Source organism: Moraxella sp. DOX410 (assembly GCF_032248735.1).
GTDB lineage: Bacteria > Pseudomonadota > Gammaproteobacteria > Pseudomonadales > Moraxellaceae > Faucicola > Faucicola tetraodonis.
The window spans coordinates 1,153,852-1,171,611 of record NZ_CP135138.1 but is presented as its reverse complement, the minus strand read 5'-3'; the positions used below and the strand labels follow the sequence as shown (position 1 = coordinate 1,171,611).

Here is a 17,760-nt window from a genome sequence, read left to right as displayed (position 1 = left end):
ATTTATTTGATTTTTATCATTTTTTTAAGCTGTTCACTGGCGAGTTTGATATCTTTTTGCCCCAAAATTGCAGAAACGACTGCCACGCCGTCAATCACACCATCAGTGGACGTTTCGGCAGCTTTCAGTGCTTGTTGTAAGGCGGGCAGGGTGGTGTGATTGATACCACCAATGGCGACAATCGGAAGGGTTACCGCTTGTCGTATTTGCGTTAAGCTCGCTATGGTAACTGTTTGGGCATCTTGTTTGGTGGATGTGGCAAACATCGCGCCAACGCCCAAATAATCTGCGCCGTCTGCTTGCGCTTGGATGGCTTGCTGGGCGGTGCGCGCGGAAACCCCAATGATTTTATCCTTGCCTAAAATTTGCCGAACCACGCCACAAGGCAAATCACTTTGACCGATATGCACCCCATCTGCCTCGACTGCTAGGGCAATATCGACACGATCGTTTATGAGTAATGGTACGTTATAGCGGTGGCAAATCGCTTTGATACGCAGCGCGCGCTCATAGAACTCTTTGCTAGCAATCGCTTTTTCTCGAAGCTGCACCAATGTCACGCCGCCCAATATCGCTTGTTCAACGGCTTGTTCAAGCGTTTGCTGTTGCAGGCAATTGCGATCTGTGACCAAATATAGCCGATAATCAGCACGGTTATGCATCATGTTTGCCTTCCCATATCATATTGACATGCTCAATGCCGTCTTCAAGGTAACAGTCACCTTGTATACAAAAGCCGAGAGATTGATAAAAGTGTATCAGATAAGTTTGAGCGGCGATAAAAATCGGCTGGCTAGGGTAGTATTGCTGGCAAATTTCAATGGCTTTTTGCATCAAATCACGCCCATAATGGTGACCGCGAAAATCGCCAACCGTTAACACGCGACCAATCGCGACATAACCCAAATAATGATAATCAGGTGGGATAATCCGCGCATAACACGCCAGACTATTATCAATAAAACCCTGTAAATGCCAACACAGCAAATCTGTGTCATCAATGTCTGGATAAGCGCAATGTTGCTCTACAACAAAAACATCACAGCGCGCCTTAAAAATGCCATGCAAGGCTTGTGATGATAACTGTGGCAGAAGATTGAGTTGAAACGTTAGCATACGAATAAATCAAACGGATTGAACATCTGCATTATTTTAGGCTGGCTTGGCTGTCGATAGTATGCCATTTGACCATTTTTTTACCCAATAACGGCAAGCAAAATGAAGGCAATTGGTACGCGCCAATCAGCGGTAAAAACATCGCACCCATAAACGGCGTGGTGATGGTATACGCCAATAACACATTGCGACCACCGCAAGCCAGCGCAGAGATAATGGCGTTTTCATAGCCAAAGCGGCGGTATAAAAAATAAGCAGAAAAGTAAAATACTAACGACAAGGCAGTGCCCAAACCAAACAAGCTTAACGCCTGCATGGGGTTGGTGTCAAAGGTATGTCTAAAGCCCGACATCAATCCAAGCGGAAACATCATCAGTAGAATAATGTTAAACTTGGCAATTTTTGGATAATAAGTATTGAGCTTATCACGGGGAATATATTGCCGTGCCGCAACCGCCAAAATCATGGGGGCGATAATGTAAATCAACAACCGCTTAATATACAGGACAAAGTCTAAATGGGCGTCCTTGCTGCCAAGTAACCACAATATGACCAGTAAGCTAATAGGCATGACCAACGTGGCTGTGATGGTTTTTGCCATGGCTAATAGTGCATCAAAACCCACTGCATTCACAATGGCGCCCGTACCAAATAGCGGTGCGGTGGCTGACAGCCCAGCGATAGCCAACAACAAATCACCACGGACACCCAGTAAATAAGCAATCAAGGTAATCGCCAAGCTCATCAGCGCACTTTGGAAGATGGCAAATCCCCAAACATATTGGGTCGTCATGCGTCTAATCAGCTGGGTTTGGTCAATGCCCAATAAAGTAAAGAACATCAAGAAAAATAAAATCTGCGGCAGAAGCCCAAGGACAAAATGCGACAAGTCAGGAAATATAAATCCAATCACGCCAAACAATGGCATAAAAATCGTACTGTGACGGGCAATAAATCCAATCATGATAAATCCTTGGCGATTTTAATGATAAACAATAAATAAATAATTGAGTGAGCATACTACTCATTATTGATTGATAAATGCAAATGGTTTTGCTGCTAATTGTCATTTCATCATTAAATTAATCACTATGCCATATATACCATTTTTGACGCCGATAGCTTTTATTTCGCATAATGTATATTATGTTAAATAAAATAATTTAAACTAAACGCTAACTGCCACTCAGCTCACTGTATATGCTAACGGTCTTTCACAGCTTGCAATGCGTTATCAAGATTTTGGTTCACTGTCTTTTCTATCAGCGGCAAAAAACTTTTGAATAAAAACCCAAGCTTTGCTTGCATATCAAATACCTTATCATCTACTGTTAACGTACCTGTCACACCGGCACGAGAAAAGTTGACGCGTATTTGCTCATCACTGCGCACTACATCGCAATGCATTTTATAGTCTTTTTCTGCTGAGACAATCCAGTCTTCGGTTATTCCAAAGGCTTGGGCTTTACTGATGCCATGCTCACGATGAATCACAAAATTACTCATACTTTTCTACTTTTTTTCTACGCTGTCTTGGATTTTTGGCTATTTATTGTTAGTGGTCTGCGTTAGCTTAATCTAGGTTAACCCTTCAAAACACGTGCGGGTCACGATAGTGATAATCTCATCATCGTCATACAGCTGAGATGAGCGTAAAAACCCCAGTACAGGGTCACAAGCTCTGGCATACAAGGTGTATAAAATTGCCAGTCCTGGTATATTGCTTTGCAACTTCCCCTCTGCTTGCGCTTGCTCAATCCATTCACCGATGCTATCTGACAACATCACCAAGTTGTTGGTGTAATCATCATTGGCAATTAGCAGCTCGCGCAGCTGGGAGTTCTCACTCGGTAGATTCGGCATTTTTTGCGCCAGTTTTAGTCGCATCGCCCACTGTGTCAGCGCTTTAAGCTTATCGATGGCGGTTTGGTCGGTCGCGTTTAGCTGATTGATGATCTCAAGCGCTTTATGCATGATATCAACCAGCGCCGCCATGCCTAGCGCTTCTTTACTGGGAAAATGTCGATACAATGACGCCTTGGCAATGCCCACCGTATCAGCAATCTCATCGACGGTCATCGCGTCATAGCCTTTGGTGGCTAACAAATGGTTGACCGTTTCAATAATCAGCGACTCACGCTCTAGCATCATTCGCTGTTTAAACGTTAACTTTTTCATCACAAGTTTCTAATGTTTTTCAGGTTTCTAATATTTATGAGGTTAAAAATTAGCTAATATTATACTACAAATGTTTTTATGATACTTATTATTTGATTATATACTAATAATTATATTTTTATACTAAATAGTATAAAACCTATTGCCAACCATCCGCTACTCTTTTATAGTATGCGGTAAGTCGTTTTCAAAATTTTGTATTGAGTTGTTATATTGAGTCGCTATGATGCCAACCTCCAATCCCTCAAAGCCTTTATCCATCGTCATTACAGGTGCAACCTCAGGCATCGGTTTACAGTTGGCAATGGATTATCTAAGTCAAGGTCATGAGGTGTATACGGTGGGTCGAAACAGCGATGTTTTGCACACATTGGCAACGATGGGAGCAAAAACGATTCAGCTTGACTTAACCGAGTATGATGCCGTGATGCAAGCTTTTAGCGACATTAAAACGCTGGATTTATTCATCGCGGCAGCAGGTGTTTGCGAATATATTGACATGCCAAACTTTGATTCGCGGTCTATCATGAGGGTGATGAACGCAAATTACGGCTCGTTAGTCCATGCAATCGAAGCGCTACTACCTGCCCTCAAGGCAACTAAAGGTAAAATTGTCACCGTCGGCTCGGCTTCTGCTTTGGTGCCCTTTGTGCGTGCAGAGGGGTATGGTAGCTCAAAAGCGGCAATCCATTATCTGAGCAAAACCTTGCAAATGAGCCTGCAACCTTATGGGGTCAAAGTGGCTTTGGTAGTGCCGGGCTTTGTCAAAACGCCGATGACGCTGCAGAACGACTTTCCAATGCCTTTTTTGCAAACTGTACAGCAAGCCAGCCAAGCCATTCAACACGGGATTGCCAATGATGATAATATCATTGAATTTCCGCAGACATTGGTACAGCCCTTAAAGCTATTGGCAAAGTTACCTGATACAGTATGGCATTTTGTGGGTTCAAAACTTTCTCATACGACTTAATCATTTGACTTGTTAATCATTTGACTTGGCTTTAAAGGTATATCCGCACATGGCAGTGTTTACAAAAAAATCCCCGCGCTCTAATCACACAGTCCCCAAGACTGTGGTGGCTAATCCTATAGCAGCCAAGCCTACTAAGCCAAATATTACCACACCAAAGATTGCCATTATTGGCAGTGGTGTATCAGGGCTAACGTGTGCGTATTATCTCAAAGACAGTCATGCAGTGACGATGTTTGAAAGCAATGATTATCTAGGTGGGCATGTCAATACGCTGGATGTCACTGTTACCGAGCGCTCACCTTTTAAAAATCCTTTTAAACCATCAACCGAAAAAGTCGCTATCGATACAGGGTTTATTGTATTTAATGAGCGTACTTACCCCAATTTTATTCGCCTGCTTGATGAACTCAACGTGCCATTTCAAAAAGCTGAGATGAGTTTTTCAGTTAAAAATACTTATATTAATTTTGAATACAATGGTCACACTTTAAACAGTCTATTTTCTCAGCGTCGCCATGTGCTAAGCCCCCGATTTTGGCAATTTGTTCAGCAGATTTTACGCTTTAATCGCGAGATCAAATCACTATTAGCAAATTTTCGCCAAGCCGATAAAATGCAGCAAGCAGCTTTAAGCGAGCAAACACTCGGGGATTATTTAGACAGTCATGACTATGGCGAGTTGTTTAAAACCAACTACTTGGTGCCGATGGTATCTGCGATATGGTCGATGGGAATGGATGACGCCAAGCGTTTTCCCCTACTCTTTTTTGCCCAGTTTTTTGATAATCATGGTCTGCTAGATGTGGTCAATCGTCCACAGTGGTTTACCTTGGTGGGCGGCTCAAAGCAATACGTCAATGCCTTAATCACTCGGCTTGCAGCAGCAGGTACAACCCTGTATATCAATACCCCCGTGCAATCGGTCACGCGTGGCAAGGATGGCGTTAGCATTGAATTTATTCATCAAGGTAAGTGTCAGACCCAAGTGTTTGATGACGTTGTATTTGCTTGCCATGCCGATGTCGCAAGACGTCTACTAGCTGATATCACTGAGACAGAATCGGCTATTTTAGCGGCTTTTGAGTATACAGATAACGAAGCGGTTTTGCATACTGACACCCAAGTTCTACCCAAAAAACCGCTGGCTTGGGCAAGTTGGAATTACGCGATAGATAAACCCACCGCGCGCGTGGCTGACCAAAAACCTATATTGACGTATCACATGAATATCCTTGAACGATTGACGGCAAAACATAACTATTTGGTGACGCTTAATACGCCGATTAATGAGGCGCATGTTATCAAACGTGTGGATTATCGCCACCCTGTATATGACAACAAAATGACCGATGCCCAAAAACGCTGGCATGAAATTTCAGCGAAGCGGCATACCCATTTTTGTGGTGCTTATTGGTTTAATGGGTTTCATGAAGATGGGGTAAAAAGTGGCTTGCGGGTATGCCAAAGTTTGGGGGTGGATATCGACATTTTAGTCACTACCAATATCACAGCTGCCTCAACCGCTGCACAAATCAAACGGCTGTCTAAGCTAAGCAATAAGCCCAGCAAACCGTCGGCAAAATTTACCGTATCAAAGTTACCAAGCCACGCTGACAAAAAACTCTTGGTGGTGCAACGACGGCAAGTAACCGCCACGACCAACCATGCGTTTTGCCAAAACCTAGCGCATGATGGTTTGTGCAACACCCCTCAAAGGTAAATCATCATGACATTTGCCCATCAAATCCTGCAAGGTATGACTTGGCATGCCAGACAACTCCCTACCCCTCATGAATTTCATTACCCCTATCGGTTTTGGGCGGTCAATTTAACCCAGCTAGCGGACAATCCATTACCTAATGTAAATATGAGCGCCAGTCATGTGCCAACATGGTTGCCCCAATGGCTGAAAAAAAAATGGCTGAAAAAATCGCTGCAACAATCATTGACTCTCCCTCTGCTATCGCAGCACCATTGGGCGCTTTATCAATTCCATCAAGAAGATTATTTTGCTATCAATCGATTAGACCCCTCTTTAGATAACCGCCTAACCGCTTCGTTAGGACAACCTGCGCCATCGGCTAGTTTATTGGTCAAAGCCCAACAAACTTGGCAGCAATTGACTGGCAGTCAGCCGACTGGCGAGGTGGTGGCTTTGGTCGTGTTACGTAATATGGGTTGGTATTTTAGCCCTGTCAATTTTTATATTGGCTTTGATGAGAACCACCAGCCAAGCCATTTTTTGGCAGAAGTCTCTAACACCCCTTGGAACAAACGCCATTACTATGGTTTTTTACTCGCAGGTGAAAAGACCTTGTACCAACATGACAAAGGTTTTCATGTATCGCCTTTTAATCCCATCAATCAGCAATATCATTGGCGTGTTGAGATTCACCCTAAACGCTATGCATCGGCAAATGACAATCCCGAGCAAAATGGCTTTGATGTTGTGATTGATATTGGACTGACAGATAGCCGCGGCAAAGTGTTTAATGCAGGCGTGAGTCTAAAAGGCGTTCAATTGGACGAGGCTTCGGTGATAACGGCAATTAAGCGCCGACCATGGATGAGTGCCACATCATTACTGCAAATTTACTGGCAGGCTTTTAAATTATACGTGCTAAAACGTGTCCCTTATCAAGCTTATAACCAACGTTTACCCCAATAGTTAACTGAAATTTTTTATGGGAATTGACTATGACACCATCTTCTTTAGAGGATAAAAACACTGCAACCTCTCACCCGTCAAATTACCCATCAAATGGTAAGGAGACCTTGGTGAAACGCCGTCAATCCGATTTAGCCAAGCGGCGCTCGTTTACGGACTATCTACCCTACCCAATTGTTGACCATCTGCTCACGCCTGTTCAACAAAGTGCGGCAAAAGCAGCGCGGCAAATAATATTTTTATTGCTATCAAAGCTCAAACAGGGTCATCTAACCGTGATTGAAACCTTTCATCAGTCTAACAATGTAGCGACTAAGGCAGCGACTCATAAAACCTTTGGTGTTAGGGTGATGGATACTGAGCCTCTAACACAGTCACCAGTGACCGATACGCAACGAACGCTAGGAGAACAAATTGGCAATCATCCTCTAGCAGTGACACTCACCATCCATTCACCGCAGGTGTATCAACACCTATTAACAGGCGGTTCAATTGCGTTTGCTGATGATTATATTGATGGCTTATGGCAAGCCGATGATTTAACAGCATTTTTACGCTTGATTGCCCGCAATTTGACCCTCATCAATACCATCGAAGCCAAATTTGCCAATTTGACCAAACGCTGGGAACACCGCCAACACCGCAATCGGCATAATGATAAACGCAACGCAAAATCCAATATTTTAGCCCATTATGATATTGGTAATGCGATGTATGCATTATTTTTGGATGAGCGCATGATGTATTCATCGGCAATTTATCCGACACCCTCATCAAGTTTGGCGGCCGCACAAACCCACAAGTTGGCAAAAATTTGTGAATTAGCTGAGTTAACAGCTGACGATCATGTCATTGAAATCGGTACGGGCTGGGGTGGGTTTGCTATTTATGCCGCGACCAAATATGGCTGCCGCGTCACCACCACAACTATCTCAGACGCGCAGTATGAAGAAGCCAAACGGCGCATTGCCGCTGCCAATCTAACCGACAAAATCACCCTGCTAAAACAAGACTATCGTGAGCTTACCGGCAAGTATGACAAGCTGGTCAGTATTGAGATGATTGAAGCGGTGGGTCATGAATATCTGCCAGATTTTTTTGCCCAGTGTAATCGACTGCTCAAAGATAATGCGCTGATGGTATTACAAGCGATTACCTTTAATGATCGGGGGTATCAAAAATATTTGCACGCTGTGGATTTTATCCAAACCCATGTTTTCCCAGGCGGATGTTTATTGTCTAACAGTGAAATTCTCAGCCAAGCGCGTGACCATACCGATATGCAAGTAACGTCATTGGTTGATTATGGCTATGATTATGCGCGTACCTTGATTGATTGGCGTTATAATTTTATGCAGGCGCTACCGCAGCTCAAGGCACTTGGCTATGACGATGCGTTTATGCGTTTGTGGCATTTTTATTTTGCGTACTGTGAAGCAGGATTTTTGGAAAAAACCATTGGCGTGGTGCAAGTACGCCTTGAAAAAGCCCAGTACCGTTAACCCAATTTGCGCGGTAACGGGTTCAGGACAATTAATTACAGGACACAAGGATTTAGCAATGGCACCATTAAACTATCTGTGGGTATATCTGATCGCCGTCATGGTATTTTTAGGTATTGATGCCGTATGGCTTAAAACCATGACCCAACGCTTTTATGCACCGCGCATTGGACATCTACTCAGTGAATCACCCAATATGACGGCAGCAGGCGTGTTTTATCTATTTTATGTTTTTGCGCTTTGTGTGGTGGTCATCTACCCGCAGCTAAAAGCTCACGCGTCATTGGCAGTACTGGCAGGATATGGGGTGGTCATTGGGCTAATGGCATATGGAACGTATGATTTTACAAGCTTAGCATTACTTAAAGGTTATGATAAAACTGCGGCACTGGTTGATTTCATTTGGGGCGGCTTGGTCACAGGATTAACTTGCGTGATTGTGGGCGTCATCTACAAAAACTGGTTGATGGATTAGCCTTAAGCTAGGTACGCAACTACAGCCCTAATACAAGGCTAAAGTACAATTTTAAGGCAGATTTAAGGCAAAATTTCTTTGCCGTCCCAAGCCCAAATTTTGCCCGAATCTTTGGGGGTAAGCTGATGCAAAACTTTAAGTAAACTTTGCGCGGAAAACGCTGGGGTAAATAATTTACCTTCTGCCACATTTTTTTGAAATGGTTTGGATAAATTACTGTCTACCGTGCCGGGGTGCAAAGCAACAATAATCGCGTTGGGGTTTTTTCGTTGCAGCTCGATGCTTAAGTTTTTAATGCCCATATGTAAACTTGCTTTTGCCATCCGATAACCATACCACCCGCCCAAGCGATTATCCGAAATACTCCCTACCCGTGCCGACAATACGGCAAATAGGGATTGCGAGGATTTGTTTAAGGCGGGCAAGGCGTATTTGGCAATCATCATCGGTAATACTGCATTGACATGGAAATATTGATGCAGCTGATCGGCTGTGATATCTCGCAGCGATTTTTCAGGCGCGATGGGTTGAGCGTCGATTTTAGACTCATGTAATAGCCCAATCGTCACAATAACACTGTCCAAGGCTTGAGTGCTACTAATAGCTTTGATAAGCGCGGCGATAGCCAGTTCATCATCAAAATCAAGCTGATGAGGGACGATATGAGGGTGGCTAAATGCCGGGGTTTTTCTGGCAATGGCATGAATGGTGGCATTTGGATAGGCGATAGCCAAACAATCACAAAATGCCTTTCCAATCGCGCCAGAAGCACCAAATATGGCGATATGTTGCATACGCTACTCGCTTTTTAGTAGTTCAATCATCGCTTTTGCCAGTTTTTGACCGCTTAAGTAGGCAGACTCGACATCACCCTTAAGTAGCCAGTCCCCACAGACAGCGATGTTTTGGTCGCTATCTAGTAGATAGCCTAACTGGTGGTCACCTGATTGGAGGTTAACCGCTTCGCCTGTGGCATAGCGCCAGTGGTGTATGTCTTTGTGTGCTGCAGTCGATAAATCAATACCCAATACTTGACTCGCCGCTCGTGTCAAATGGTTGATACAGGCAGTTTTATCTTCCTCAATATGTCTATTCGTCCATGCTGGGGTACTATGAATCACAAGGCTATAACCGCCTTCGCGATGGGGTTTTGCACTATTGACGATAATTTTACCGATATCCTCACTCTCGATTTTGGCATACTCATAGTCTAAAGCCAGCGGTGTATCAAATCCCAGCATCAGCACACTACAGGGCATGAGGGCATATTTATTCAACACTTTGGTATGTAGCGATGTTTGAGCAAAGCTTTTTGCTTGTTCTACCGGCATCGCCGAAATAATCCAATCAAACTGACCCAACGTTTCACCCTTGTCACTTAACAACTCCCAACTATTAAAAATGGGATGATGGTCAATGATAGCCCCTACCCTAGTATTGCGCCGCACAGTTAAGCCACGGGCGAGATGTTTACCAATGGCATTCATGGCGGGTATGCCGACATAGTACTCAGAATAACAGCCAGACACTCTGGGCATGGAATGTGGTTTGGTAGATACAAGGGGGTTATCGGGGGTAGCTTGGTCAACTGCCCATACTGCAACCACCCCTTCAGCGAGTAATTGATTGACAAAACCTTGAAAATCGTCGTCACTGGCAGTAAACGCGGCAACACCATGATCAAAATAAAATGGTTCGGCACGACGCGTTGCCAGTCGCCCACCGATGCCACGGGATTTTTCAAAAATCACTACGTCGTGCCCTGCTTGTTGCAACGCTTTACCACAAGTTAACCCTGCCAATCCTGCACCGATAATGGCAATCCGTTTCATAGTTTTACCCGCTCTATACGATTTTTGAAAGTTAAAAAAATAGCGATGACTCGTATCACCGCTATGCCATCAGACCAATAAATTGTTGGCTACTATAACTGAAGATAACTATAGATCAAGACAACAATTTATCGGCGATAACTTTATCTATGATAACTTATCTTTTTGGCAAAATGACACGGTCAATCACATGTACCACACCATTGCTCGCTTTGATATCTGTGGTGACAATGTTGGCAACACGTCCATTGGCGTCTTGTAATTTACCATTTGAAGTCACCATGACGTTTTGACCTTGTAAGGTTTTAACCATACCTGGCTTGACATCTTTTGCCATCACTGTGGCTGGCAGCACATGATAAGTTAACACAGATTGCAGTAACGGTTTGTTTGCAAACAATTGCGCTTTGGTCATACCGAGCTCAGCCAGTAGATTGGCAAACGCAGCATTGGTCGGCGCAAATACGGTGATGTTTTTAGTGGTCGCGACGGTGTCGGCTAAACCTGCGGCTACCACCGCTTCAACCAATATTGAAAAATCTGGATTTGATTTTGCCACATCAACAATGTTAGCTGCGTGCATCGGTGCATGAGCGGTATGGGTTGGCGTCGTGGCACAACCGGCTAATAACGTGGTAGAAATCGCCGCTGCTAGGAAGGCTTGTTTTAACATACTTATTTTCCTTATTTAATTATGATTGTTGGATAAAATACAGCTCAGCTTTTTAAGCTAAATTAACTTTAACTGATAATATTAGAATTTTCAATATATTTTTATACTAAAAAGTATAAAAAATACTACTTATTTTAATATATACTATTAGGTAAAATTTATTAACAACAAAAGCGACAATTGCTGCATAAATGTCACAGTAACTAGATTATTTTCCGCTACAATTTATTTCTTAACTTTGGGCAACGCATAAGGGCAAAATTATGTACGTTAATTCAAGTACGCAATCACCGACTGTAGCAGTGATTGGTGGTGGTTCAGCAGGTTCTACGATTGCTATACGGCTGGCGATGGCGGGCATCCATGTGCATTTGATTGAAAAAAATGCCAGCCTTATCAACGCCCCGCCCATGTGTCATCTGCATGCAGGTGGCAATTTGTACCGCGAAATCAGTGATGAAGATTGCCGCATGTTGATGCGCCAATGTATTGATATTGCCAAGTTGTATCCAGAGAGTATTGATGTGCGCCCCACCCTCATCACGGTGCCAAAACGCGATAACAGCACCGCCACTGACTTACTGCCACGGCTTGATATGTTAACGGCTTACTATCAATCATTGGTTGATGCTGACCCTAGCAACCAAGTGTTGGGCAATGTCGAAGATTATTACCGAGTGTATGACAAGCAGCAAATTCAACAGCTAATTCAATTAGAAGCTAAAGACATTCCGACCACCACGGATGAATGGGTTGTAGCGGCTCTTAAAGTAATGGATTTGGAAAAACTGCAATATCCCATCATCGCGGTGCAAGAATTTGGCTGGAATATCTTTAGACTCTCTGCCAGTGCTTTTTTACAATTGCAGCGCCTACAGCACGCTCAGGTACATCTAAATGCCCAAGTTGATGATTTAAAACGTCATATGGATGGCTGGCAAGTGTCTTTTACTGATGAGCATGGCGAGCTTCAGCGTATCTATGCTGATTTTGTGGTCAATGCTTGCGGGTTTAGAACCGGTATTATTGATGACAAAGCAGGTGTGCATATCAAACGCATGGTAGAATTTAAAGCTTCCTATATCAGTGAATGGCGTGATTATAAGGGGCGTTTGCCTGAGATTATTTTTCATGGTGAGCGTGGTACGCCCAACGGCATGGCGCAGTTTACCCCTTATCCTGACGGGTTTTTTCAGCTACATGGGATGACTGAAAACATCACCTTATTTAATGATGGGTTGACCAAAGCCACACAAGAAAGCAGCCAACCGCCCATTAATCCACAATATCTAAATTATATTGAAAACGGCTGGGAGCCAAACGCACTAAAACAACGCACCCAAAACGCCATAGATTATGTCAGTGAATTTGTGCCAAGTTTTCGAACTGCACAAGCGGGTGATAATGCGTTATATGGTGGACAGCAAGTACCAAGTGATGATATTACCGTTCGCGTCGCGGATTTGCAGGTGTTTGCCAAGCTGCGTTATGCGGTGGCAGAAAATGTGAAAGCCAATTCTACCCTAGATGTGGCGGATAAAGTCATGGATGCGCTAGTTGACGCTAATTTGATAGAGAAATCTGCTTGCAAACGTCCTAACTGGCACAAAATTGATGTCAATGAGGTCAATATAGTGGCAAACGATATTGCCAAAGCCCGACATTACCCGTTATCAATGGCAAAGGTCAATCAACGGTTAATGGTTTGATGATTTAATGAATGGCTTAACAAACCCCGATAAATAGTCTAAAACAATAAAAAAGGTAGAAAAAATTCTACCTTTTTTACTTTCTTTTTTACTTTGTCATGATTAAGTAACAGTCTAAGCAAATAACCCTTGGGCATATTGATCGCGGATGACTTTTTTGTCAATTTTACCCACGCTGGTTTTTGGTAATTCCGTAATAAATTTCACATCCTGCGGAATACCGTATTTTGGCAAATGACCGCGCTCATACGCTTGCTGCGCAATCGCGATGATGTCTTCAGCTTTGGTGTCTTGATAATCGGGTTTGAGCACAATCAACGCCATCGGACGCTCACCCCAGCGCGCATCAGGAATCGCAATCACAGCAATGTCGGCAACGCTTGGGTGTAATGACATAATGGTTTCTACTTCAAGCGAAGAGATCCATTCGCCCCCCGATTTGATGACATCTTTTAGACGGTCGGTGATTTTGACGTTGCCTTTTGCGTCCATCCAACCGATATCTTGGGTATGCAGATAACCACCTTCCCACAGCTCGTTGCCTGCGTCTTGGTTTTTGTAATAACTCTGCGTCAACCAAGGTGAACGCACCACGATTTCGCCTGTGGATGTGCCATCGTTTGGCATACGTTTGCCATTATGCCAGATTTGCAAATCGACCAATGGCACTGGTGAGCCAGACAAGCAGCGATGCTCAATTTGTTGTTCTTCACTCATGTGTTGGAATGTTTCATCAAATTTGACAATGCTGATAATAGGACAAGTCTCTGACATGCCATAACCCGTAGACACTTCGATGCCGCTGGCTACAGCCATTTTGGCAAGCCCTTGATTGAGTTTAGAGCCACCGACGACCATTTTTAAGCCGTTGAATTTTTCTTGGCGTTTGTTGATTTCACCCAGTAGCATTTGCAAAATCGTTGGCACCCCATGGGTGATGGTGACTTTGTGTTGTTGTACCAAATCAACCATGGTGGAAGGCACATAGCGACCTGGATAGATTTGCTCCAGCCCTAGCATGGTTGCGACAAATGGAAACCCCCAAGCATGGACATGGAACATAGGCGTCATTGGCATATAGACATCTGAATAGCGCACCCCTTGACCTTCGACATTCAGCGCACAGCCAATTGCGACGACGAGCGTATGCAGGACGATTTGACGATGGCTAAAAAATACGCCTTTGGGATTGCCGGTTGTACCGCTGGTATAGAAGGTTGTGGCAATGGTGTTTTCATCAAAATCTTCAAACTCGTACTCATCGCTGGCTTGTGCTAGCATGGCTTCATATTCGCCTTGGGCGTATGGGGGCATTGGCGTGTTGTTATCATCCAACCAAATCACATGCTCGACCGATGGCGCATCTTGGGTGTGGCTTTTAATCATCGGTGAAAATTCTGAATTTAACAGTAGCGCTTTTGGTTTGGCATGATTGATGGTATATAGCACTTTGTCTTCTGACAAACGCACATTGACGGTTTGCAAGATATAGCCACACATCGGGATGGCAAAATAACATTCCAAATAACGGTGTGTATCCCAATCCATGACCGCAACCACATCGCCTTTTTGTAGATTTAAGCCTTTTAAGACATTGGCTAAGCGATTGACACGTTTGAAAAACTCTTGATAGGTGTAACTGGTTTTGTCAGCGTAATGGATTTTTTTGTCGCCAGAGACCACTTTGGCGCGAGACAATAAATTTTTGATAAGCAAGGGAAAACCATAAGCTTGGTCGGCTTGTAGGTAGTTTTCGTGCTGATTTAAAATAGCTGTCATAGAACATTCCTTTGTTGTGGTATAACTGTTGTTGTATAAACAACGAGTCAATCAAATATTGCTCGTCTAACTTTCCTGTGAGTACTTCCTTGTGAGTATTGACTATATACGAGCGTTATAACCAATACAACAAAAAATATGAAACTTTCCAGTTCAATATGTTTCATATTTTTACGCTTGTTTTACACTTTGATGAAAAAAATTTTATTATAGGATTTTGGTATACTGCCTTTGCTATAATGCGCGTTACCTATCCCACTGAACGAAAAAATATGACCCAGCACTTTTGTTTGCCTAGCGATATCAGCCCCGAACAATTTTTGATCGAGTACTGGCAAAAAAAACCACTGCTAATCAAGCAGGGCTTGCCGCAATTGGTTGGTATGTTTGAGCCAGACGATATCATCGGGCTTGCCCAAGATGAAGACGCCACTGCCCGACTCATCAGCGAAAATAACCAGCAATGGTCACTTAAAACCAGCCCTCTTACCGCCAAAGACTTTCAAAAACTGCCAAAACATTGGACGGTGCTGGTGCAAAATATGGAACAATGGTCGCCAGCGCTTGGCAACCTATGGCATGCGTTTGATTTTATTCCGCAGTGGCAACGTGATGACATTATGGTGTCGTATGCGCCCTCAGGTGGCAGCGTTGGCAAGCATTATGACAATTACGATGTCTTTTTGGCACAAGGGTACGGCAAACGTCGTTGGCAATTGGGCAAGTATTGCGATCAAACAACCCAATTCGAAGCAGGTCAACCGATTCGTTTGATGAATGAGATGGGCGAGCTGATATTTGATGAGGTACTTGAGCCAGGCGATGTGCTGTATGTGCCGACCAATCTCTCCCATTACGGGGTGGCTGTTGACGATTGTTTGACTTTTTCCTTTGGCTTTAGGCGACCTACCCCATTACAGCTGCTCGATAGTTTGGCAGATATCGCTACCCATTTTGATGATTTAGCCATCCCCCTCAAAATCAACCAACCTCCGGCAGTTGCAGGCGAGCTGTCGATAGCCAGTGTTGAAGATATTAAAGCGCAGCTGATTGCGCTGCTAAACTCTGAACTTGGCGATACAATAGTGGCTGAAGCGATTAGCGAAACGGTAAGCAAGCGTCAATATGAGCTGATGCTCCCTGACACGTATGCCGATATTGATGAGATACAAAGCGCCTTGGCAGCGGGTGCAGTCATCATGCAAGACATGTCTAGCCGTATTATCTTTACCCAAACCCAAGCGGATTCAAAAACTCAAGCAAAAATTTATGTCAATGGCTGTGCTATTGACGCGGACGATATACCCGCTAACGCGCAATCACTCCTCATTCGGCTTGCCAATGGTGAATCAATCGATGAGCAAATTTTGCAAGCAGCCGATGTCGAAACTGATATAATTTGTGATTGGATAGAAAATGGCTGGGTAGTGATTGATTACCCTGAAGAAATCATTGGATAACGAAAAAATATTATGAGCTATTATTTTGGGTTTACCCCTTCCGTAGAATTGAGCGCCACCATTGATAAGGCGTATGAGCTGATTGCTAGCAAAAGTAGCGAACGCTATGATGGTTATCGCGATAAAATCACCCAGTTGACCAGTAAAGAGCTGATGGATGCGCTACTGATTAAATTAATCGAATCGCTACCGGATGATTCAGAACGAAAAGCGCATTTGATTAAAACCGCAGAAACCATTGAAGCGACCAGCGACAAACTGATTAACACACTGTTAAGCCCTACAAAAAATGAAGATGTGTTACCTAGCTTTGATTTTTTTGACCAAAAGATATTAAAACACACCCAATCGGGTGAACGTCGTATCTCGGTGCCGCTGAGTGACGAGCTAGCAAAGAATTTACTGGCTACCATAGAAAATGTCCAAGCAGGTAAAGGGCTTGAAGAGCAGCAAAATTTGATTCGGTTATTTGGCGAGCTAACCAAAGCCTGTTTGCAGCATTTTTTGGTCGATTTTACCAAAACGCTCAATTTAAATATGCTCAAACGCGCGGCAATTCCAGTGACCGATGGTATCATCGTCAAAGTAATTGATATCGCCCTACGCCGTTTAATCCCACAAATGCCGCAAGAATCGCTTGAGCGTTTTACCAAACATTACCAAGCGTTAATATTTAACGATTAGGTATTGCTAACCGTTATTATTCAATTGGATAAAACTGCGTTACAATAGCCCACTTATTTTTTTAAATTAATAGGTCCACCATGAATCAACTTAGCAATCAGCAAATCGAAGAAGCGCTACGCAATTCTGAATGTCTTATCAGTAGTTTTGAAGTGAGTAGTGCTTATGAGCGTTTGGCAGCCAGTGTCAACCTGCACTATGCAGGTCAAAATCCCATTGTGATGGTGGTGATGAATGGCGGGTTGATTCCAGCAGGTCAACTGCTTACCCAGTTTACCTTCTACCATCGTATGTACTATATTCATGCTACCCGCTATCGCAACAACCAAGGCACCAATGAACTTGAATGGAAATTCAAACCTGAAATTGATTTGGCAGGTGAAGATATTTTATTGATTGATGATATTTTTGATGAAGGCATTACCCTAAAAGCAGTGGTCGATGAGCTGGCAAAAGAAAATCCAAAATCTATCCGCACCTGTGTGCTACTCAATAAACTCCATGACCGAAAAGTGCAAGAGTTTAAAGTCGATTTTGTGGGTCTCGATGTGGCAGATCGCTATGTATATGGCTGCGGTATGGACTATCACGGGTATCTACGCCATATGCCAGGAATTTATGCGTTAAAAAATGTGTAAAACTGCTTGTCATAAATAAAAAGGTATCGTTGGATACCTTTTTTTATGGCGTATTTTTTTAGAATATATC

Annotated in this window: 18 protein-coding genes; 9 read left to right on the top strand and 9 right to left on the bottom strand. The window is 43.5% G+C overall.

Going from position 1 to position 17,760, the window contains the following annotated elements; all coding sequences use genetic code 11:
- Nucleotides 1-2: 2 nt before the first annotated feature.
- The 5 genes from thiE to RNZ41_RS05195 form a co-directional block, all read right to left on the bottom strand.
- Nucleotides 3-665 carry a thiamine phosphate synthase gene (gene thiE, locus RNZ41_RS05215; protein WP_314027779.1) on the bottom strand — a complete coding sequence of 221 codons (663 nt, stop codon included), beginning with the start codon at nt 663-665 and terminating at the stop codon, nt 3-5.
- Nucleotides 655-1,116 (bottom strand): GNAT family N-acetyltransferase, encoded by a 462-nt coding sequence (locus tag RNZ41_RS05210; RefSeq protein ID WP_314027778.1) that lies wholly within the window; start codon nt 1,114-1,116, stop codon nt 655-657. Before RNZ41_RS05210 ends, thiE begins: the two co-directional genes overlap by 11 nt.
- Before the next feature lie 31 nt (nt 1,117-1,147).
- Nucleotides 1,148-2,080 (bottom strand): hypothetical protein, encoded by a 933-nt coding sequence (locus RNZ41_RS05205; protein ID WP_007115306.1) that lies wholly within the window; start codon nt 2,078-2,080, stop codon nt 1,148-1,150.
- A 239-nt stretch (nt 2,081-2,319) separates the two neighbouring features.
- Complete coding sequence (locus RNZ41_RS05200) at nt 2,320-2,622, bottom strand: polyhydroxyalkanoic acid system family protein (RefSeq protein WP_313421247.1); 303 nt, start codon at nt 2,620-2,622, stop codon at nt 2,320-2,322.
- Between the two features lie 72 nt (nt 2,623-2,694).
- On the bottom strand, nt 2,695-3,294 hold the full coding sequence (locus RNZ41_RS05195; protein ID WP_099808070.1) for a TetR/AcrR family transcriptional regulator: 600 nt from the start codon (nt 3,292-3,294) through the stop codon (nt 2,695-2,697).
- 223 nt (nt 3,295-3,517) lie between these two features.
- On the opposite strand from RNZ41_RS05195, the gene RNZ41_RS05190 reads away from it, so the two are divergent.
- Genes RNZ41_RS05190 through RNZ41_RS05170 form a run of 5 tightly spaced genes read left to right on the top strand, consistent with a single transcriptional unit; the run spans nt 3,518 to nt 8,915 of the window.
- Nucleotides 3,518-4,267 (top strand): SDR family NAD(P)-dependent oxidoreductase, encoded by a 750-nt coding sequence (locus RNZ41_RS05190; RefSeq protein WP_282849522.1) that lies wholly within the window; start codon nt 3,518-3,520, stop codon nt 4,265-4,267.
- A gap of 49 nt (nt 4,268-4,316) precedes the next feature.
- Nucleotides 4,317-5,990 (top strand): NAD(P)/FAD-dependent oxidoreductase, encoded by a 1,674-nt coding sequence (locus RNZ41_RS05185; protein ID WP_314027777.1) that lies wholly within the window; start codon nt 4,317-4,319, stop codon nt 5,988-5,990.
- 6 nt (nt 5,991-5,996) lie between these two features.
- Complete coding sequence (locus tag RNZ41_RS05180; RefSeq protein ID WP_314027776.1) at nt 5,997-6,938, top strand: DUF1365 domain-containing protein; 942 nt, start codon at nt 5,997-5,999, stop codon at nt 6,936-6,938.
- Nucleotides 6,939-6,967: 29 nt separating this feature from the next.
- Nucleotides 6,968-8,440 (top strand): class I SAM-dependent methyltransferase, encoded by a 1,473-nt coding sequence (locus RNZ41_RS05175; RefSeq protein ID WP_314027775.1) that lies wholly within the window; start codon nt 6,968-6,970, stop codon nt 8,438-8,440.
- A 58-nt stretch (nt 8,441-8,498) separates the two neighbouring features.
- A complete protein-coding gene (locus tag RNZ41_RS05170) occupies nt 8,499-8,915 on the top strand; it encodes a DUF2177 family protein (RefSeq protein ID WP_060995743.1) in 417 nt (138 codons plus the stop codon).
- Between the two features lie 62 nt (nt 8,916-8,977).
- Here the strand turns inward: RNZ41_RS05170 and RNZ41_RS05165 are convergent, their stop codons facing one another.
- From RNZ41_RS05165 to RNZ41_RS05155, 3 genes are all read right to left on the bottom strand, one after another.
- A complete protein-coding gene (locus RNZ41_RS05165; protein WP_314027774.1) occupies nt 8,978-9,709 on the bottom strand; it encodes an SDR family NAD(P)-dependent oxidoreductase in 732 nt (243 codons plus the stop codon).
- 3 nt (nt 9,710-9,712) lie between these two features.
- Complete coding sequence (locus tag RNZ41_RS05160) at nt 9,713-10,747, bottom strand: NAD(P)/FAD-dependent oxidoreductase (protein WP_096488945.1); 1,035 nt, start codon at nt 10,745-10,747, stop codon at nt 9,713-9,715.
- A gap of 157 nt (nt 10,748-10,904) precedes the next feature.
- Nucleotides 10,905-11,420: a fasciclin domain-containing protein gene (locus tag RNZ41_RS05155; protein ID WP_083710815.1), complete on the bottom strand. Its 516-nt coding sequence runs from the start codon at nt 11,418-11,420 to the stop codon at nt 10,905-10,907.
- A 263-nt stretch (nt 11,421-11,683) separates the two neighbouring features.
- Here RNZ41_RS05155 and RNZ41_RS05150 point away from each other — a divergent pair, with 263 nt between their 5' ends.
- Nucleotides 11,684-13,129, top strand: coding sequence for an FAD-dependent monooxygenase (locus RNZ41_RS05150; RefSeq protein ID WP_314027773.1), 1,446 nt, complete (start codon nt 11,684-11,686; stop codon nt 13,127-13,129).
- Between the two features lie 114 nt (nt 13,130-13,243).
- Here RNZ41_RS05150 and RNZ41_RS05145 read toward each other — a convergent pair whose 3' ends face one another.
- The gene (locus RNZ41_RS05145; RefSeq protein ID WP_314027772.1) at nt 13,244-14,908 is read right to left on the bottom strand and encodes a fatty acid--CoA ligase; all 1,665 of its coding nucleotides are present in this window, start codon (nt 14,906-14,908) and stop codon (nt 13,244-13,246) included.
- 272 nt (nt 14,909-15,180) lie between these two features.
- Between RNZ41_RS05145 and RNZ41_RS05140 the strand changes: the two genes are divergently transcribed.
- The 3 genes from RNZ41_RS05140 to RNZ41_RS05130 all read left to right on the top strand — a co-directional run bounded on the left by RNZ41_RS05140 (nt 15,181) and on the right by RNZ41_RS05130 (nt 17,690).
- A complete protein-coding gene (locus RNZ41_RS05140) occupies nt 15,181-16,368 on the top strand; it encodes a JmjC domain-containing protein (RefSeq protein WP_314027771.1) in 1,188 nt (395 codons plus the stop codon).
- A gap of 12 nt (nt 16,369-16,380) precedes the next feature.
- Nucleotides 16,381-17,052: a hypothetical protein gene (locus RNZ41_RS05135; protein WP_314027770.1), complete on the top strand. Its 672-nt coding sequence runs from the start codon at nt 16,381-16,383 to the stop codon at nt 17,050-17,052.
- Nucleotides 17,053-17,132: 80 nt separating this feature from the next.
- On the top strand, nt 17,133-17,690 hold the full coding sequence (locus RNZ41_RS05130; RefSeq protein ID WP_007115322.1) for a hypoxanthine-guanine phosphoribosyltransferase: 558 nt from the start codon (nt 17,133-17,135) through the stop codon (nt 17,688-17,690).
- The last annotated feature ends 70 nt before the right edge of the window (nt 17,691-17,760 follow it).